The organism is Gardnerella sialicivorans subsp. sialicivorans (genome assembly GCF_056746795.1).
In genome coordinates, this window is the sequence record NZ_JBWPXA010000008.1 from 41,127 (window position 1) to 61,078 (window position 19,952).

A 19,952-nucleotide genomic window follows, 5' to 3' on the forward strand; every position below is an offset into this window, starting at 1 on the left:
TTATTTTTACTGTTTACTCGACTTTACCTATTTACTCAGCCTGCGCAGCGACCACAGCGTCATGAATGCGCGCCAAATACCCCAAGCGCTCTTCAACGCTCGCGTCTTGCGGAACGCACACTTTTGCGCCCAAATAGTCGATTGCGTAATCGTCTTTTAGCGCCTCGCGAGTGGTATCTTGAATTTCTTTAGACGTCATTAACGAAGTCGGCTCATCTGGATTCATTGGCAAATGGCCATCAATCCACTCGTATCCGTATTGCGTTGCATTTGGACCAGCTCCCGAGAACATTAATCCTTGCAGAACGCCAGCCTGCCTTGCTGCACGCACGTGCTCTACTGCCGCTTTAGCATTTCGCTCTTCTACAACGCTTCTTCCCCAGTTGATTGTGATTCCAACTCCAGCATCTTTTGCAATTTGAATCTCTTCTTCTAGAGGCAGGAATCCTTTTTCCGAATTCTGTCCTTCAATATATCTATCGCAATGTTCAATCACTAGCTTTGCTCCACACCAATCGAGCTGCGCGAGTTCTTCTAACGACTTTTTCATTGCATCCGCCTGAGCTAAACGAGTTGGCGCTGTGTGGATTTCTACATGAGATATATCGCAGCTATCTCTAATGTCTACAACGTTTGCGATTGCTTCGCGAATATCCTTAAAGAAAGCCAGCGCGCGATGCCTGCCTTCTTCACTTGGGCTTGCAAGTCCAAATTCTGGATCTGGATCAAAGTTTATGTGACGCATTGTTCCAGGAATTGCCGTAATCGTGTTTGCATGCCAATGCGATGGTATTACGCTTGCTAACCACGCGCGATTTTTTGGATCTGCCAAATCTCCTGGGTATGGAATCTCCGTTCCGTCAATCCAGTTTTGTTTACCCAACAAATCGTAGTATTTTTCTTGATCTTCGCGAGTTTTTGGCAACGATGCGTACGCGCCTACAACAAACTTAGCTTTCAGCATGATATCCTCCTTGAAATCGTAGCTGATTGTATTCTGATTTGTCTTTCGACTTATCTTTCGATTTGTCTTTTGATTCGTAGATTACACCAATCGCACTACAATTCGTCAGACGTCTGATAAATCTTTGTGCTTGCGACTAAATTGCTTGCAAACAACCAAGCTGGTCTTTATTTATTCACTCAAATGCATCGCATTGCAACTGTGCGATTATAAGAACTTGTATACACAAAAAACGTATTTTTTGTACATCCGATGTACAATTTTTTATACATCCAATGTACAAAAACTACGATTTATGCATATTTTGTCTAATATCACACACAAAATTCATACCAAAATCAACAAATCACAAGCAAATCAAACACAACATATAACAAACATAGCCTTCTGAATCTTAATTAAACTCAGAAGGCTATTATTATTTGATAAACTGTTTAATCTAGTTATTTTACATAGCTATTTTTTTACTCTTAAAAAGAGTTATAGCAGCAATACTTACAACAAGAACAGCAAGAACAATCAATGGCGCCGTGAAATAATTTGTGTAGAACTCACGCACATCAACATCTACAGAATTGATAGTTACAACATAAGATATATACGACAATACGCCTAATACAACATCAATAATTGCATATACATATGCGTTTTTATACAATTCTTTAACTGACTTGCTGCTTTTAACCCAAAGCATTACAGACAAAACTAAACCTATTAACATTGATACAACAGCAACAAGCGCAAACAACATATCTAACATAAAAACCTCCTAACAAATCAAATAACAACAAATCAAATCCCCTGCCATAGCGGATTTAATACGATTTTAATTTAGCTAAGATTTTCGTGTCAATATTAAAAAAAAAATCACAGAATTTTGCACATTATTTTCACACTATTTGCACATTTAACCTATTTTTGAGCCATAAAAACAAGCCAAAAACGTTGATATATCAACGTTTTTAATTGGAGCGGACAACGGGAATCGAACCCGCCTCTGAAGCTTGGGAAGCTTCCATTCTACCGATGAACTATGTCCGCATGTTCGGTTGCTTGCGACTAATCCTCCAAAATAATCTGCCTGCAAACAAGCAAATAAGTGCCAAAGAATCAATCTAAAAAGCAAACCATCTAAGAATATCACGCTCCGCTAACCGCTACAACTCCGCCAGAAACGCCTTTGCTGTATTTAATATCGTATTTAGCACCATTCTTAAAACGAAACACGCTATCGCCCTCTGGCTCAACGTAATCTACTTCCCCACGAGCATCTTCTTGCACAAGATTCTCCATTTTACTAGCCATAAGCATCAAGCAGTCAACTCGCTTTTTAACATCTGGCTGCCTAGAAAACATCTTTAACAGCCTAGAATCACAAGCTGCAAACGGATTAATAATCATCAAAGACGCAACGGCTTGCACTCCTGAATGCAAATCCATCTTATGTATCTTAGCTCCGTAGGAAATTTTGTTTAGCGCAGAAGCCAAAGCCGCAGGGTCGCCAGTAAGCATACTTGCACTTCGATCTGCATCCAGCTCGCGCGCTCTAGAAATCGCAAGCTTAACAAATAGAGAACCAAGCGGCACAAAAATGGCACTTAAAACCTTGCCAATAACCTTTAGTACAGGGCAACGCCTTTTAGCAGATTTTGCGCACTCACTACCCGAATACATAAGCATGTACCCAAAATACGTAATAACCGTTGCAATTGCAGATGCAACCGTTGAATTCAAAATATCGTGATTATAAACATGAATAAGCTCATGGCTTACAACGCCACGCAACTCGCGCTCATTTAGAATATTCAAAAGACCACGAGTGCAGCAAATAGTTGCGTGACGCTCACATCTACCAATTGCAAAAATATTTGGACTGTCTGTTGGAGCAACATAAAGGCGCGGCATAGGCTTTTCGATTTGCGCAGAAATCTCGCGAACAATGCCGTATAAAACAAGTTCGTCGTTCTCGCTAATTTCGCTAGCACTCATAATGCACGTGGCAACTTTTCCAGAAAGCCAATAAGCGCATAAGCTTAAAATTATTGCAATAATTGCAAACCAAACAAGCATCGACAGCTGCAATCCAGCAACAATCCACAGCAAAGCAGCAAATAGCCATATTAGAGAAAACAACACTACTGTTTTCAAATTATTGAAATAGCGCATACCCATGTTGCCAAACATGATTTTGATTCTAATAATCGCATCTGTAATTTTGCTGAATGAAAACTGTATATTTAATGCTTATAGACAATGCTTATATTCAAACACGCCTATAAATGCAATAAACTATTGTTTAATTTCCGCTATATCCATAAGCATTTGTTTAGATACGACTTTTTTGCGAGCGCGATTTTCCGCTAATCCAGATTCAACCTCAAAAGCATCAATCCTCTTCCACCCCTCAAAATCAACCACTTTGACTCCTCTAGATGCAAGAAGATTTTCAATAGACTTAGGGTCTCTATCTGTTGCCAATCGCCCAGGAAGCGCAGGAAGCGCGGATTCACATTCTTCGACCGAACTTTTTGCCAAGTCTTCCAGCATATTTTCAACAATTTGCAAAGCGTCCGATTTTGTAGAACCAATCAACCCAACTGGTCCTCGCTTAGCCCAACCAGTTGCATACAAGCGCGAGCGAACATTCCCGTTTTGCGCAGAAGTTAAAATCCTACCATCGCTATTTGCAAGAAGAGCGCGAGCAGAATCGTAAGCAACTCCACTAACTTGCGCAGGCTTATATCCAATCGCGTGATAAACCGCCTGAACTGGGTATTCTTCAAACTCGCCAGTGCAAGTCATTTTGCCATCCGCGCTTGTAGATGTGCGCTCTACTCGAATCGCACGCACTCGCCCATCTTTGCCTAAAATCTCAACTGGAGTTGCGTTAAAGTGAATAATGTAGCGCTTATTTGCAGGATTGCCCTCAAAGTCAACGTTTCCACCATCTTCCATATCTTCACTCAAATCGCGTATAGCAAAAAGCTCTTCTACCATTTGGCGAGTCAATTTGTCTTTTCCAGCAACATCAATTGTTTCGTCATCCAAATCAAAATCGCTCTCGTTTACAACTATTTGCACACCAGAAAGCTTTCCCATCTCGCGCAATTCTTGTACCGAGAACTTAGCTTGAGCAACGCCTCGTCGAATAAACAAGTGAAGTGTTTTAGCCTGGTTTTTAAGCAAACCATTGTAAACGTCGTCGGAAATATCCGTGTGCTCTCTAAGATAATCCGCATCTCGCAAAAGCTCGCGCGCAACATCCATAGCAACGTTTCCGCCACCAATAACAGCCACTTCGCTTGCATCAAGCGGCCACGTGCGCTCACTGGTAGGATACCCGTCGTACCATTCCACAAACTTTGCAGCGCCATACACGCCGTTCAACGATGCTCCTGGAATATTAAGCGGCTTATCTTCTACAGCGCCCGTAGCAAAAAGAATTGCGTCATATCGCGGCAATAAATCTTCTAATGTAATATCTTTGCCAAATTCAACATTCGCATACAAGTGAATATTTGGATTATCAAGCGTTTTAGCTAATGCATCTGCAATAAATTTTATACTCGGATGGTCTGGAGCAACGCCATATCGAACCAGGCCAAATGGCACTGGTAGCTTTTCAAATAAATCGATCCTAGCGGCCGTACCCAAGCCCATGCCGTCGCCTAGTTTTTTAAGCTGACGAAGAAAAATATCTGACGAGTAAATTCCAGCAGGCCCCGCGCCAATAACTGCGATTCGCAATTCGTGCGAATCCGCATTATAATTCGTTTCCATAAATTTTCCCATGTTGTTATTCAAATTTTGTATTCAAATGTTGTTATTTAACTTTTGTTATGTTAAAACATTACATTTTGCGTGTTTCGAGCATTCTTAAGCCTAATCTTTTTGAAGATTGAAATAAAAATCGCTTCCTTAAATGCTCCACTACTTAGACTAGCGCCTTGTCTCATTCAAGAAAAGAGCAAAGTGAATATTGTCACTTATACACATTTATTGCTTATACGCGATTGCGCTTATCCACATATTCGCATTTACACATATAAACTCTTGCTACTTATGCACATATTCACATTCGCACTTACGCACGCAAAATCACGCACGCTTGCCTTTCAACGCTGTTAGCGCCCATAAAATTGACACAACATCAATCATCTCTTGCATCATTGCCCCAAGAACCGCAGGAATCATCCCAAAAGCCGCTGCAATCATGCTTATAACAGCCAAACCAATTCCCAGCATAACCGCCTGAACCATAACTCGCTTCGTGTGTTTTGCAACACTTACAGCGTTTGCTACAGCATAAATGTTGTTGTTCATAATCACAACTTGCGCGCACTCCGAAGCCGCTGTATCCGTGCCATCTGTTAAAGCCACACCAATGTTTGCTGCAGCCAAAACTGGAGCATCGTTTACGCCATCTCCAACCATCATCGTTACGCACTTATCTTTTTTCTTATTAATGAAGCTTCTAAAGATGCCGTAATCATACGCATTTTTGTAATCACTATAGTGCTGTTTTATGCACTCAAGTTTGTCTTGCGGTAGCAAATTAGCCTTTACTCGCTCAATCCCAACGCTTTTTGCTATTGTTTGAGCAGCTTGCAAGCCGTCTCCTGTAAGCATGCTTATTGAACGAATGCCAAGCTCCTTTAGTTTTTGAATCGTTGATTTTGCATTTTCTCTAGGCACGTCTTTTAGAACGATTCGACCAACAAGTTTGCCATCAAAAGAAACGTATGTTGCCATTTCGTCGGCAGCAAGTTTTTCAAAGTTGCTTTCTATTTTTGATATATTTTTTGCGTTTTCTATATTTTCTATATTTGCAAGCATAGCTTTATCTTCGGAGTCTTGCGACTTTTCCGCGAGCTTGCCAGCGCACGCATTCAAAACGTAGCTTTTTCGCCCAACTCTAACGTTTATACCATCCACACTTGCGCATATACCTTGCCCAGCAGTTTCTTTAACACCGCTTATAACTGGGTATTCTCGCACGCTTGGAAGTTGCGGAATAGCAGATGGATGCGCGTTTTGCCAAAGATCTGCTCCAGCTTTTGCAATTCCTCCTGCAAGAATGTGCTGCGAGTAGGTTTCCAGAACACCAGCAAACATTAGTATCCTATTTTGCAACCCACTATTTTCTTGATTTTCCTGATTTTCGCTATCTTTATGATTCACTAAATCCACTCTAACAACTTGAGGCTGCTTAACAGTAAGCGTTCCTGTTTTGTCGAAGAAAACATCACTTACGCAACTTAATTGCTCTAAAACATCCTGACTTTTTACAACAATTCCAAGCTTTGCAAGTCTTCCTGTTCCTGCCATAAATGCCACTGGCACAGCAATTAATAGCGGGCAAGGCGTAGCTAGCACCAACACTTGCGCAAATCTTAAAGCCTGCCCAGATACAGTCCAAGCGCTAAATGCAATCACAAAAGAAAGCACCGTAAATGGAACGGAAAGCATATCCGCAAATCGAACCACAGCAGCCTTGGAACTTCTTGCAGATTCCACCAACTTCATGATTTTTTGGTATTGCGAATTTTGCGATAACTTAGTTACGCGCATAATCAACACAACGCCGCCATTTACGCACCCAGACAACACTTGCGCGCCAGCAAACACTTCGCGCGGAAGCGATTCGCCATTTATTGCGCTTGTGTCTAAAACCGCAGAACCGCTTAAAAGCTCACCGTCTACAGGAACTGTTTCTCCAGGAAGAACAACTATTACATTGCCAATTTTTAGATCTTCAACTGGAACTGTTTTGAATCTTTGTAATTGGCTAGAAGACTTTACATCTTGCAATATTGGGCATTCTTTAGAGTTATTGTTACATTTTTTACACGATTCACAACTAGTAAAATCTTGAGGTTCTTGCGATGCCTCTAGAGAAGATTCATCGCTGACTTTTCTAAAATGACTATGATCAAGCAGAGCACATTGCTCACAAGATTCACCGCACACTATTCCAGGAAGTGTCATTAAATGCGCGGTTTGAGGAGACGCATTTACTAAAAGAGATAGATTTTTCTGCGCTGCATCTTGCGCAAAGTCTTCGATTGCTTCGCCTGTAAACACCATTACAACAATCAAATAACTTGCCCAAAATTCGCCTATACAAAGCGTTGCAAGCAATGCAACAAACGCGAGCAAGTCAATTCCAAGTGTGCCATGCGCCAAATCATCAATCATACTTAAAAGAGACTTAACACATGTGTATAAAACTAAACATGTTATTATACTTTGCCCGATTGTAAGGCTTATTTGCACATTAAAATCAAAATTTATTAACGAAAGTAGGAAAGTAAACGTCTTGCTTATAACTTTGCAAAAATCGAGTATAAAAGTCAGATTTCTAGAATAAAACGCCGCAATAAACGGGAACAAAACTAAAACTATTACTAATTGAGGAGCACGACGGCAATACGATAAAAGTTTACGCATACACTTTCCTTACGCTGATCAGGCTAACCGCTTAAGACGCTGCTAACACACGATTTCACGCCTTGTTAACCCATTGAGCACAAATTAAATAGCGCACTCAATACACGGCGTAAAGATACTTATGTTTATTTGTTAATGAATATATTAACAACAACCATTGATGAGAAGCATTCTCACATAACAAGACGTGTGCAAAGCCAAGTAACACGCGCAAAAGGCAACACTGAGCGCATGTACGAAAAAGGGCTTCTAGCGATTGGCTAGAAACCCTGTTTGTGGAGCTAAGGAGACTCGAACTCCTGACCCTCTGCTTGCAAAGCAGATGCGCTACCAGCTGCGCCATAGCCCCATTGGAGAAAAAGAACAAGATGTTCAATTTCGTGGGCCCGGGAGGACTTGAACCTCCGACCTCATCCTTATCAGGGATGCGCTCTAACCACCTGAGCTACGGGCCCAACTTGTATGTTGAAAACATACAAGTAGTTAGATTAGCACATGAAACAAAAATGTCAAATAGCAAATCTAAGCGTGTCGCAAAATTATTCTACAAAATTACTCTAAATGACTGCGCATAAACCACTGGAACTTTTCAAGCTGCTGAACATGGTCTTGAATAATATTTGAGCTAACAATATCAAGATTATCAAGCTGTGCAATGGCATTTCTATCGTCCGCAATCATATCGTTGTAATACTCAATTAATGCTTGCAAATATTCTTTAGTGGATTTTCTGCCACTAAGAGAAAAACGCTTCCATGTGCGCGATGCAACAACATCGTCCGCGCGACCCAATGGCGAGCCTCCAAGAGTTGCAATTCGCTCAGCTGTCTCATCTGCTTGAGCCAAAACTTCTGCAACTTGTGGGTCAAGCATTTCGTGAACTGCAATAAAGTCTGGGCCTGTAACATTCCAATGCGCATGCTTTAAGACTAAAGCAGCTTCCTGCTCGTGGCTTAAGCGATTTTGCAAAACCGCAATAGCTTTCTCACTAGAAACTTCGTCTAAACCTGGCACAATATGCATTAAAGCCATAGTATCCTCCATTTTTTGTTTTTTATTAATTTTTGTTATTAATTTTGTTCAAATCTTTATTTTGCTCTGTTTTTCTAACTTCAATAGTGGCAATTCTACGACCATCCACTTCTGCAACAGTCATATCGTAGCCATCCGCATCGTGCAAAACAGCGCCAACCTTACCCATCGAGCCTGTGCGAGCCAGAAAATACCCTGCAACCGTTTCGTAAGGGCCATCTTCCAATTCGATTCCAGTAACGTCTGCAAAGTCTTCAATCGTCATTCCGCCATCAACAGTAGCTACTCCGTTTACAAACGCCGTAGACTTACTATCACGGCTTAAATCAGACTCATCTGGCAAGTCGTACTCGTCTCGAATATCTCCAACCAATTCCTCGGTCATGTCTTCAAGAGTTACAATGCCATCCGTTCCGCCATATTCGTCAATAACAACCGCAAGATGAACACCTCGCTTTCTAAGAAGCTCAAGACTTGGAAGCAACTTAGATGTTCCAGGCAGACTTATTCCCTCTCTAGTTACGTCTGCTACCGTTTTTGCGTTTGGATCTTTAACATCCAGCAAATCTCGAACGTGGACAAATCCAATAACATCATCAAAATCCTTGCCTGTTACCGGATATCTAGAATATGGCAATTCCCTAATTTTTGCAGCAGCATCTTCTAGGCTTAGTGAGCCATCCAAAAACTCAACGTCTGCACGCGGACGCATGACTTCTGCAACAATCGTCTCGGAAGCGTCAAAAACATCGTCTAAAATCGTGCGCTCATCTTGACTAAGTTTTTTATTGGAATTAACTAAAACGCGCAACTCTTCGTCGGAAACTTCACTTTCTTTTTCGTTTGGATCAAACCCAAGAAGGCGCACAAAACCGTTGGTATTCTTAGCAATCAACCATATTAGAGGCTTGCATATTTTAGAGAACACGTCTACTGCAGGAACAACAGCCCTTGCGATTTGCTCCGATCTTTGCATTGCGATTCTTTTTGGAACAAGCTCAGAAATTACGATTGAAAAATACGATATTATGAGCGTTAAAACAATAGTCGTAAGCGGGCCTGCTACATGTTTTGAAACACCCCAAGACTCCACTAATGGCACAACATGAGGTGCTATTGCAGATTCGCCAAAAGATGCCGAAAGAAAACCAGAAAGCGTAACTCCGATTTGAAGAGTGGAAAGAAAAGTGTTTGGATCGCGGGCGATTTTTGCTACGCGCGCTCCTCGCGCATCCTGTGCTTCCATGCGATCCAGCTGCGACGATCGCAAGTTAACAAGCGCAAGTTCGGTTGCTGCAAATATTGAACCAAACAAAAGGAACACAACAATGAGTGCAATGTTAAAACCCAACGACATACTTGCTATCTTAGTTGAATTTAGCTCATATAAAAAGTGCGTATAAAAGCAATATTGATAATGTTTATAATGTTGATAATATGCGGATAATAAACAAATACTCACAATCAAGTTCTATAGAAATACCCCGAAGGCGCTTTATTCAAATCGCTAGCGGATTCAACTTTAAGAACAATTCCATCTTGCGAATAACCTTTTAGCCCAACTTTTCCAAGAGCTATTTTGGCTTTAACAACAACCCATTGATGATGCTCAAATCGCATATTTTTGGGCATTTGCGCAACAAAACCAAACGGAGACATATCTAAAATGCAACAAGACATAAACTGTCTAGATATGCGAACTTGATCTTTAGAAAGCGTAGATTCTTTGCTTATAAACCCTTTTACAACAATCGTATAATCTTTGTATTTATCAAAATTATGGTCAATTTCGTTGTACCAATTGCCAAAATCATCGTCTGCAACAACAATTTTTTTATTAACTACATCTAATCCGCTTAAATTTTTTTTGTTATTTTTACGATTAGACGCGATTGCTATTGCGCGACCAGAAGCATACTCGTCAAAACCTGCCGACTTTGCAAAACCACTCGCAAGCGCAGATTGAGACATTTGCAATGGGATTAAAATAATAAGCATTGGCACTACAATTGAAACCATTATTTTTTTGCAATCTTTAACATGTGCAGGAAAAAGTCCAAAAAGTGAGCAAATTCCCAAAACCAAAAGCAAAATCGCAGCAAAAATAAGATAAGCAAACGCGCGCGGAGTAGTCAAAATTGCATAAGATCCACTTAGAGCACTGTGCATTAAAGTTGCAGAAAAACAAAATAAACACAATGCTTGAACAATGCTTGCAAAGGTAATTTTTTTAGACAATTTTGCAGAATTTGCGGAATTTATATCAATCACAGCACTATTAACAGCACTATTAACAGCGTTACTCATAGCATTACTCCCCACGCAAAATGAACAATAAGCGCCGCAAACAAACAGAACACAACAATCGTTGCAATTAAGCGCAAAACAAAGCTAGTTTTGCAATCTTCAACAAGCATAAGCGTATTTTTTATGTCTAGCATTGGCCCAAAAAGCAGAAAAACAATTACTGAACTCATTGGAAGCGAGGAGGCCAAAGAGCGCGCGATTACAGCGTCGGAACTGGAGCAAAGTGAGCTTGCATACGCTATTAACATCATTGCTGGAATTGCAACAAAAACAGTTGTTGTGTTAACTTTTGATGCAGGATCTGCGCCAAGCCAAACTCGAATAATCGAAGCTACTACTGTTCCAAACAAAATTATTGGCATTAGTCGCATAAAATCTAAATAAATGTGACGTGCATAAGTTTTCAAACTATTTTTAATACCAGACTTAAAGCTAGAAGAATTTTTATACGAAGAATGGCCACTTTGCGACTTATTGCAGCCGCCGCAATCCGCACAATCAGCACGAACTTTTTCCAATACATTTCGCCTTAAAACTTGCGACTTTACAGGAAAAATCACAAAGCTAACACCCACTAAAAGAGCCACACCAACACCCAAAGCCACTCGAGTTACAGCAACTGCTGGAACATCCGCAAACGCGTACCAAGTAGCCCAAATAGAAACAGGATTTACCACTGGAACAGCGCACAAAAACGTTACAGCACAAGGCAATGGCAGCTTTCGCGCAACAAGACGAGAAAAAGTTGGAACAACAACGCAATCGCAAACAGGAACACATACACCTGCAAGAATCGCAGCTAAAAAGCCGTTTGCAATAGACTTTGGAGCGTGTTTTTCAATAAAATCTTCCGTAACCCACGTTTCTACAGCAGCAGAAACAAGAACACCAATCAACGTAAACGGAACAGCTTGCAAAAGCAAACCAGAAACACCCCTAATAACAGTGTTTACAGGCAACCACGGGTTGCGCGCTTGCAAAGCAGGTAGCATTGCAATAATCAAAGAAATAAAAGGAATCCCTATAATCAAATATAGGTAGTTTGCAGAATTTGCTTGTTTTGCTTTACTTGCTTTTTCTACTTGGCTCGTTGTTTTTGCTTCGGTTTCTGTTTTTAGCATGACAATACTTCCACCAAGCCGTCACTCATTCGATACCTTGCTCCAACAAGCATCAAAGCGTCTTTGAAAACAGCTTCGCGAATTATTTGTGATTTTTCGCAAATTTCAGCCAAAATATTAGACACGTGAATACGTTCAATATCATCTGTATCTAAATTTTCCTCAACACCTGCAAGCGCAGCAGGTCCTAAAGAACGCAGCAATATTGACTCGCTCGACTCAATTATTTCGCTTGTTTTATCTTCGCCGCATTCAGAAACCAGCTTTTGCACATTCGGCAAAACAGCCTGTACAGCGCCGCAATGCTCATGCCCAAGCATAACCAACACTTTTACTCCCAAATCACTTACAGCGTATTCTAGCGAAGCTATTACGGCATCATCCAACACTTCTCCAGCTGTACGAACAGAAAAAATATCGCCCAAACCAGCGTCAAATATAAATTCTGGAGCAACTCGCGAATCTGCGCACGAAAGCACAACAGCTCCAGGATACTGACCGTCAATAAGTTTCATGCGCGATTCTGAATTTACGCCTGCATGCGCTGAATTGCCGTCTGCAAATTTGCGATTCCCCGCAAGCATTGCGCTTAATACCGATGTAGCTAAAACTGAATCTTCATTAGCAAAATCTTCGCTGACTTCTTTTTGCATTATTACCTCCTACACTGGCATTGGCAATATTTTCAGTTGCTTAAAGTTTAAAATTTTTGACTTAGAATATATTGTATCTTTCGTAGTAAATAAGAATTTTGTTTAAGAATATAAGCCTATTATCAAAAAGCTCCCGTATTGCAATTCGCAAATACGAGAGCCTTCTTGATTCAGTGATTTATTAAAATCATCCAGTGTTTTGCAAGCCTGCAGCAACACCAGAAACTGTGCAAAGAATCAAGTAAATAAACTCTGCTTGCTGACTTTCGCTAAGCTCTTCTTTATCTACCTTGTTGCGCAGCTTATGCAATGCAAGTGACTGAATTACAGAAAGCGCGTCCACGTAAGGCGAGCGCACGCGGATCGCCTGGCCAAGCACATGGCGATGTTGCAACGGCCACTTATCTCCAACAATTTGCAAAACCCACTTGCGCGTAAGTTGCATTTCCGAAAGCACCTTATCGCTCAAATCTTCGCGATCTCCAAGGCTTAGATACATGCGAGCAATGCGCTCATCCGTTTTAGCCAAAGACATCTCAATGTTGTCAATAAAAGTGCTGAAAAGTGGCCACTCTTCGTACGCTTTGCGCAAAGTTTGCAAGTCGCCAAACTTTTCGCAAGCTGTACCCAAGCCGTACCACGCTGCCAAGTTTATTCGAGCTTGAGCCCAAGAGAAAACCCACGGGATTGTACGCAAATCATCCAAAGACTTTGCGCCAAGGCCTCGCTTTGCAGGGCGAGAGCCGATTGGAAGCAAACCAATCTCGCTAAGCGGAGTAACGGTTGAGAACCACGGCGTAAAGTCATCTGTTTGAAGCAAATCAATAAAACGATTATGCGCTGCAACATCAAGCTTTTGAGCCATATCCGCATACTTATGCGTCATCTCTGTGTTTGTTTTCTCCACGCTTGGAGCAGACTGAAGCAAAGTTGCTGCAGCAACAGATTCCAAGTGGCGAATCGCCAAAATTGGATTTCCGTAGCGAGCAAAAATAACCTCGCCTTGCTCAGTAAGCTTAAATCTGCAATTTACCGACCCAACTGGCTGAGCCAAAACAGCACGGTTTGCAGGACCGCCGCCTCGTCCAACAGCGCCACCGCGGCCGTGGAACAGCGTTAAGTCAATATCGTGCTTTTTAGCCCACTGAGCAATACGCTCTTGAGCAGAATGCAAAGCAAGCGTTGCAGAAGTCGGGCCTGCGTCTTTGGAAGAGTCGGAGTAGCCGAGCATAACTTCCATCTTGCGGCCAGTGGCCTTTAAGCGAGCTTGAACTTCTGGAATCTTAATGATTTCTTCCAGAACATTAACCGAATTTTGCAAGTCTTCAAGCTGCTCAAAAAGTGGGATTACGTCGATTGTTGGCGCATCTTGTGGGTGAGCAAACGCAAGGCGATTAAGCTCAAACACATCGCGAACATGCTGAGCAGACTTTGCAAACGATATAATGTAGCGGCGAGCAGCGCGCATACCATTTCGCTTTTGAATAGCACCAAGCGCGCGGAAAGTGTCTAGAACTTCGCGAGTCATTGGCTGAAGCGGGCCGCGCTCCCCATGCAAACCGTGTTCGCGAATATCTTCCAAAGCGCGAGAATGCACGAGCGAATGCTGACGGAACTCCATTTCCACCATGTGGAATCCAAATGTTTGCGCCTGCCAAATAAGATCTTGCAACGGACCATAAGCCGCGCGCGAATCGCCAGCAGCCGCAAGCGACCTTTGCACAATGTGCAAGTCTTCAATAAAATCTTCGCAAGAATGATACATCAAGTCTGTATCTCGGCTAATCGTTCTGTGCAAACGATCTGCCATAACAAGCATAACGGCTCTATGCGGCTCGCTGTTGGAAACGTCGGATGCGCTTTCCGTTAGCTGCTCGCTCATTTCTCGCTGGCGATTCCAAAGCTCCAAAAGCTCAACGCTTGGAGGAGTTGTGCGTGTTTCCATTGTTAAGCATTTTCCAACTTCACGCGTGCGCTCTTCTAGGGCAGCAAGAACGTGGTCGCTAAACTTTCTAGCAACTTGCCTGCTAACTTTTGCTGTAACGTTTGGATTTCCGTCTCTATCGGAGCCAATCCAGCTTCCTGGATGGAAGAACGCTGGGCAACGCGGTGGCACTAAGCCAGCCTTCTTACCTAGCAACCAATCGTCAAATCTGCGATAAACCAGCGGAATCGTGTTGAACAAAGTGGCGTCAAAAATGTCTAGAATCGTGTCCGCTTCTTCAACAGGAGTTGGCTTTTTAAGTGCGATTGGAGACGTACGAAGCAATGCGTCAATCTCGTTGTATAGCTTACGATAATTCTCGCGCTTATCCGATCCACCTAAAGTATTGTGCTTACTTAAAAGCTGCGATATTCTGCGGATTTTACCAGCTACAGCCTTGCGCCTAGCTTCTGTTGGGTGCGCAGTAAAAACTGGGTGGAACTCAAGCTTTGCAAGTAATTCCTTAGCTTGCGCAGGGCTCATTTCTGTAAGCAACTTGTGATATGCGCAAGTTAGCTCGTTCACTGGATCCACTGGATTGGAATCCTCAACGTCGCATTCGCGCTGATGTAGCACAGAAACCCTGTAGTTTTCTTCGCAAAGATTTGCAAGATGGAAGTATGTAGCAAACGCGCGCGCAAGCAATTGCATATCTGGCAAATCCATGCCATTGATTTTTTCTACAGCCTTGCTTAGTCCGTCGTTTTCTGTTTCTTGAGCATCAAGCATTTGATTAAAGTGTGCTGCACTTGCGTCTACAGCATTTAAGCGCACTTCGTCAAATACGGTTAATAATTTTTCATCAAATTCGCCTAAAACATCGCGCAGAATATGCAAGCACAAATCCATGTCTTGCTTAAGCGATGCTGGCAGTTCGCGCTCCTCGGGGCCTTTTCGCCCTAAACCAGACGTTACAATCGTTGCGTCTGCTGGAGTTACCTGTTGATTTTGAGTTGTCATCAGACCTCCTTGTGCTAGTCATAAGGTTGCTTGGTCATTCGACTTCCACGGCTCCTCCGCGGTTATTTAGGTCAAAAGTTGCAAGCCCACAGCCTTTGTTTCCAGCGAGATTCCAAAATAATTGTGAACCGACCTTAGGACTGATTTTTTATATAAATTTTTTATATAAATTTTTATAGGCAATGCAATGCGTATACTAAAAAATTGTGAGCATAGAAGAGAATAACGCGGATAGCAGCGATAGTAATAGCAGTAGTAGTAACAGCGATAGTAATAAGCCAAAAATACTTTCGACTGGCCATATTGTTGGAAAGCCTTCTGGCCGTTTTCAAACGCACGCGATTCCGCTAGATATGGAAGATGTTGAGCGCGATTGGGATAAACCAGTTACGCAAGCTGGAATTGCAGCAAAATCCAGCATTATTATTCGTGTTGGCGCTTTAGGTTTAGGCGCTGGCACTGGAAGCTACCGCGTTCGCGAGCTTATGCATAGGGTTGGCGAACCTATGGGCGTGAACGTTCGTGCAGACGTTAATCTAACAGATATTGAAGCAACTTGCACAGATAAGCACGAGCGAATTACAGAAGTTGTTGACTTGCCTACTACTGGCGTAAACACGGAGAGAATCTGGCTTCTTGAGCACTTTGCAGATTGGTTTAACGTTAAGCTTGGAAACGATTCCTTATACCATTCAAAAGCCACTGTTTCCAAAGAATTAGTGGATACTCTTCAAGCTAGCAGTAACGAGAACGCGATTGTTCAAACAGCTAAGCAGTCGGAGGAGCACGCTGCAAAAGTCGAAGAAAAAATGGCAATTCAAGAGGCTATTCGCAAAGAAAAACCTCGCGGGATTTTTGCGCTTCAGCCAGAAAAAACGTATGTTGAGCATTTTTCTCACGTTCAAAATGTCAAGAATGGCCAAAATGACCAAAATAGCCAAAATAGCCAAAATAATTTGAATTCAGATCTTAAAAACAATTCTTCTACTTCCTCTAACGCAAATCCTGCTGGCGATTTCTCCGCGCCACTTACAGTTCGTCAAGTTCACGACCGCTTAGACTTAATCAAAAACCGCAAGCCTCTTTATAAACCTTGGTTTGCTGGCCTTGCGTCTGCAGTAGCATGCGCATCCTTCGCATTTTTGCTTGGCGGCGGCGCTTACGATATGCTTGGCGCTTTTATTGGCGCGGGAATCGGCCACTACGTTAGAAGACGCATGTTTATGCATCATATAAACCAATTCGTTGTAACGTTTATTGCTGTTGCTGTTGGCGCTTTAAGTTGCATTGCTTCTTTGCGCATTATTGGTTGCTTTGACCCTTCTGCTTTGCATCACAATACAGCTTATATTGGCTCTGTTTTGTTTGTGATTCCAGGCTTCCCGCTTATTACAGGCGGCTTAGATATTGCTAAGATTGATTTTCCTTCTGGCATTCAGCGACTTTGCTACACAATGGCGATTATTCTAATGGGTACTCTTGCAGGATGGATGGTTGCAAGTCTTGTTCAGTTGGACCCTCAAGGCTTTACTCCACTTGGCTTAAACCCTTGGCTTAATGCTGTTCTTAGAATGATTACAGCGTTTGCAGGCGTGTGGGGATTCTCCGTTCTGTTTAATTCTCCTCAACGAATGTGTTTTGTTGCTGGAATAATCGGAGCAATTACCGATACTTTGCGCTTAACAATGGCTGATTTTGGCGTAGCTGCAGAGATTGCAGCGTTTACTGGCGCTTTGCTTGCTGGTCTTTTAGCTTCCGCTTGGCGTGCAATTGTGCATAGAGGCTGGGCGCCGCAATACTTGGGCTATCCGCGCATTGGTCTTACGGTTCCATCTATTGTGATTATGGTTCCTGGACTTTATATGTATCGCGCAATGTTCTATCTCGGTCAGTTTAATACTCTTCCTGCTTTAGACTGGACCTTCCGCGCGTTTATGGTGATTATTTGCTTGCCATTAGGACTTGCAGTTGCGCGCGTTATAACAGATAAAAGCTGGCGATACGACATTTAGCCATAGTCATAATAGCCATAAGCTAATAAACATAAAACGCCCAGCTGCTACTGGGCGTTTTATTTGTATGCAATCGAGCAAGAATTAATCAATACTTCATATTCATTGCTTCGCGCACTTGATCAAGTGTTTCTTGCGCAATCGCAGCAGCTCTTGCATTTCCATCGTGCAAAATATCTCGAATCGCATCCATATCTTTTGCCAATTCCGCTCTACGCTCGCGGTGTGGAGCAAGGAAGTTGTTCACAGATTCAATAACATACGCTTTTAGCGCTCCAGCGCCCGCGTTGCCGATTTCTTGCGCAATATCTTTTGGATCCCTGCCCGTAACCAAACCCGCAGTAGTCAAAAGTGCCGAAACTTGTGGACGAGCTACTGGGTCAAAAGTAATCATTCTCTCGGAATCAGTTGGGCTCTTCTTAATCAACTTTGCTGTTTCTTCTGCAGTTGCGCCAAGCATAATCGAGTTTCCGTAAGACTTGCTCATCTTGCGACCATCCAATCCTGGAATTTCTGGCGTATCCGAAAGAATCGCAGCTGGCTCTGGAAAAACAGGATTCTTCTTTGCGTATCTCTCGTTAAATCTGCGAGCAATCGTGCGCGTAATCTCAATATGTGGCAAATTATCTTTGCCAATTGGCACAACGTTTGCCTTGCAAAACAGAATATCGCAAGCTTGATGCACTGGGTACGTAAGCAAAAGTCCTGTTAAAGCGTGACCCGAAGCCTCCATTTCGGCTTTAACGGTAGGATTTCTATGCAATTCTGCTTCTGTAACTAAAGACAAAAATGGCAACATAAGCTGATTTTCTGCAGGCACAGCGGAATGCGTAAAAATCATGGTTTTTTTAGGGTCAATTCCAGCAGCCATGTAGTCAAGAACAAGGTTTAGCACGTTATCTTCTACGTGTTCAACAGTATCTCTATCTGTAATCACCTGATAGTCAGCAATAATCACGTTTGTGTTTACGCCAAGATTTTGCATTGCGACACGCTCACGAATCGAACCAAAATAATGACCTAAGTGAAGTCTTCCTGTTGGCCTATCTCCCGTAAGCATTGTAAAGGAGCTAGGATTTGCTTTTAGCTTCTCAAGTGTTGCATCTGAACGTTTTTGAGCTGCCACAAAGCTTGCGCTTATCTCGTTTCCAGCAGCTGTAACCTGTGCTTCTTCTACCATTTCTAACTCCTTACACACGCAATTTTTCTTGCGATTTTTACGCCTAAAATATGGCTTTTATGGTAAAAGTTCGCTCAGACAATATACTCTGTTGCGGCAAAGTGGTACGCTCTTGTGTGATGAATTGATTGTTTCGGTAAATTAGAGGGGGTCAGATGGGCCGCGGACGACAGAAGGCAAAGCAACAGAAAATTGCCCGTAAGCTCAAATACCTGACGACCGATACGGATTACGACGAGCTTGCTAAAGAGCTTAATACTCACGAGCCTGGTCAAGGATCCTTCGATCCGTTTGAATCTGATAGCTACAAGAATGAGGATTATCTAGATAATCAAGATAATTCCGAAAGTTCTTCTGTAAAAGACGATTCTAAAGACACCAACACTAATGCTGGTAATGATAACGCTGGCAGCTTGCACGATTCCGTTTCGAGTGGAGATGACGACTTAGACGATTACGCAAAGTGGGCAGCCCAATCCGCAGCTCAAGCCGCTACTAAAGACAAGTCGTCTAGTAATTCTGGCGTTGTTCATCATCACATTCCTATGCCGATGCCTAATTTTATGCATAAGAACAAGTGAGTTTTGCACAAAATTTGCGCAAGTTTTTACACAAAAATTTGCGCAAAAACACTTACTTATATAAGTAGATAAGCAAATAGGTAGGTTGCAAATAGGCATACTCGCCTTAATTATTAAAAAGGACTTTTGTAAGTTCGGGCAGCAAATTGCTTAAATCGTCTCGCTCTCCAACTGCGCTTATATTTCCAATTTGCTGCTCGTAGTCCCACTTTGTTATTGCGCAAGAAAGTCGCAACCAAACATCTGGGTCAAGCTCTATAACATCTGGCGGCGTTAAATTGTGCGGATCCGAATGTGGACCTTCTAAGATTTTTACAGCTCCCCAAGGGGCCACTCTTACTTCCACAGCGCAACCAGGAGCTATATGCTCTAGCACATAAAGCGAATATCTAACAGCCATTGCTTCATCATTTACGCTAACGCCAATCTTATTAGAATTTACGCAACACAAATCTTTTTTACTGTTCGTAGAATCTATTTTCATAGAATTTATATAAGATTTTGCGCTATTTGCCCACGTTTCAAACGATTTTTTAGCGCCGCTTATATCCGCTTCTCGTATAACAGCCATACTTGAATTATCTCATAAATTATCTGACTATTATCTGCGATTTTAACAGTGTTTTGCAAAAGCTATATTGTGAATAATTCTTAATAAGGGTTTGGGGTTGTGGTATCATCAATAATGAAAACGTGTGCATTGCCGCG

Annotated in this window: 15 protein-coding genes and 3 tRNA genes; 2 read left to right on the plus strand and 16 right to left on the minus strand. The window is 42.3% G+C overall.

What is annotated here, in order from left to right; translation table 11 throughout:
• Positions 1 to 31 precede the first annotated feature (31 nt).
• The 14 genes from AC1EKB_RS05860 to AC1EKB_RS05925 all read right to left on the minus strand — a co-directional run bounded on the left by AC1EKB_RS05860 (position 32) and on the right by AC1EKB_RS05925 (position 15,471).
• Positions 32 to 964, minus strand: coding sequence for a DUF4862 family protein (locus AC1EKB_RS05860; protein WP_481249100.1), 933 nt, complete (start codon positions 962 to 964; stop codon positions 32 to 34).
• Between the two features lie 448 nt (positions 965 to 1,412).
• Complete coding sequence (locus AC1EKB_RS05865) at positions 1,413 to 1,724, minus strand: peptidase A8 (protein ID WP_481249101.1); 312 nt, start codon at positions 1,722 to 1,724, stop codon at positions 1,413 to 1,415.
• Between the two features lie 207 nt (positions 1,725 to 1,931).
• Positions 1,932 to 2,005, minus strand: a tRNA-Gly gene (locus AC1EKB_RS05870).
• 99 nt (positions 2,006 to 2,104) lie between these two features.
• On the minus strand, positions 2,105 to 3,148 hold the full coding sequence (locus tag AC1EKB_RS05875) for a M48 family metalloprotease (protein WP_481249102.1): 1,044 nt from the start codon (positions 3,146 to 3,148) through the stop codon (positions 2,105 to 2,107).
• Positions 3,149 to 3,253: 105 nt separating this feature from the next.
• The gene (locus AC1EKB_RS05880) at positions 3,254 to 4,744 is read right to left on the minus strand and encodes an FAD-dependent oxidoreductase (protein ID WP_481249103.1); all 1,491 of its coding nucleotides are present in this window, start codon (positions 4,742 to 4,744) and stop codon (positions 3,254 to 3,256) included.
• A gap of 318 nt (positions 4,745 to 5,062) precedes the next feature.
• A complete protein-coding gene (locus tag AC1EKB_RS05885) occupies positions 5,063 to 7,414 on the minus strand; it encodes a heavy metal translocating P-type ATPase (protein ID WP_481249104.1) in 2,352 nt (783 codons plus the stop codon).
• A gap of 276 nt (positions 7,415 to 7,690) precedes the next feature.
• Positions 7,691 to 7,763: transfer RNA gene (locus AC1EKB_RS05890), tRNA-Ala, on the minus strand.
• Between the two features lie 32 nt (positions 7,764 to 7,795).
• Positions 7,796 to 7,869, minus strand: a tRNA-Ile gene (locus AC1EKB_RS05895).
• A 97-nt stretch (positions 7,870 to 7,966) separates the two neighbouring features.
• Positions 7,967 to 8,446: a Dps family protein gene (locus AC1EKB_RS05900; protein WP_346284370.1), complete on the minus strand. Its 480-nt coding sequence runs from the start codon at positions 8,444 to 8,446 to the stop codon at positions 7,967 to 7,969.
• Positions 8,447 to 8,471: 25 nt separating this feature from the next.
• The gene (locus AC1EKB_RS05905) at positions 8,472 to 9,803 is read right to left on the minus strand and encodes a hemolysin family protein (RefSeq protein ID WP_018642222.1); all 1,332 of its coding nucleotides are present in this window, start codon (positions 9,801 to 9,803) and stop codon (positions 8,472 to 8,474) included.
• Positions 9,804 to 9,910: 107 nt separating this feature from the next.
• On the minus strand, positions 9,911 to 10,753 hold the full coding sequence (locus AC1EKB_RS05910; RefSeq protein WP_481249105.1) for a TIGR03943 family putative permease subunit: 843 nt from the start codon (positions 10,751 to 10,753) through the stop codon (positions 9,911 to 9,913).
• Positions 10,750 to 11,874, minus strand: a complete 1,125-nt coding sequence (locus tag AC1EKB_RS05915; protein ID WP_481249106.1) for a permease — start codon at positions 11,872 to 11,874, stop codon at positions 10,750 to 10,752. Before AC1EKB_RS05915 ends, AC1EKB_RS05910 begins: the two co-directional genes overlap by 4 nt.
• Positions 11,868 to 12,527 carry a carbonic anhydrase gene (locus tag AC1EKB_RS05920; protein ID WP_481249107.1) on the minus strand — a complete coding sequence of 220 codons (660 nt, stop codon included), beginning with the start codon at positions 12,525 to 12,527 and terminating at the stop codon, positions 11,868 to 11,870. The genes AC1EKB_RS05915 and AC1EKB_RS05920 overlap by 7 nt, the downstream gene beginning before the upstream one ends.
• A gap of 187 nt (positions 12,528 to 12,714) precedes the next feature.
• Positions 12,715 to 15,471: a phosphoenolpyruvate carboxylase gene (locus AC1EKB_RS05925; protein ID WP_481249108.1), complete on the minus strand. Its 2,757-nt coding sequence runs from the start codon at positions 15,469 to 15,471 to the stop codon at positions 12,715 to 12,717.
• A 206-nt stretch (positions 15,472 to 15,677) separates the two neighbouring features.
• On the opposite strand from AC1EKB_RS05925, the gene AC1EKB_RS05930 reads away from it, so the two are divergent.
• On the plus strand, positions 15,678 to 17,483 hold the full coding sequence (locus AC1EKB_RS05930; RefSeq protein WP_481249109.1) for a threonine/serine exporter family protein: 1,806 nt from the start codon (positions 15,678 to 15,680) through the stop codon (positions 17,481 to 17,483).
• An 88-nt stretch (positions 17,484 to 17,571) separates the two neighbouring features.
• On the opposite strand, the gene trpS is transcribed toward AC1EKB_RS05930, so the two are convergent.
• Entirely contained in the window at positions 17,572 to 18,663 is a 1,092-nt protein-coding gene (gene trpS / locus AC1EKB_RS05935) for a tryptophan--tRNA ligase (RefSeq protein ID WP_481249110.1), read from the minus strand.
• Between the two features lie 155 nt (positions 18,664 to 18,818).
• Here trpS and AC1EKB_RS05940 point away from each other — a divergent pair, with 155 nt between their 5' ends.
• Positions 18,819 to 19,244, plus strand: a complete 426-nt coding sequence (locus AC1EKB_RS05940; RefSeq protein WP_410294439.1) for a DUF3073 domain-containing protein — start codon at positions 18,819 to 18,821, stop codon at positions 19,242 to 19,244.
• Positions 19,245 to 19,350: 106 nt separating this feature from the next.
• On the opposite strand, the gene AC1EKB_RS05945 is transcribed toward AC1EKB_RS05940, so the two are convergent.
• Positions 19,351 to 19,815, minus strand: a complete 465-nt coding sequence (locus tag AC1EKB_RS05945) for a sterol carrier family protein (protein ID WP_481249111.1) — start codon at positions 19,813 to 19,815, stop codon at positions 19,351 to 19,353.
• Positions 19,816 to 19,952: the final 137 nt, after the last annotated feature.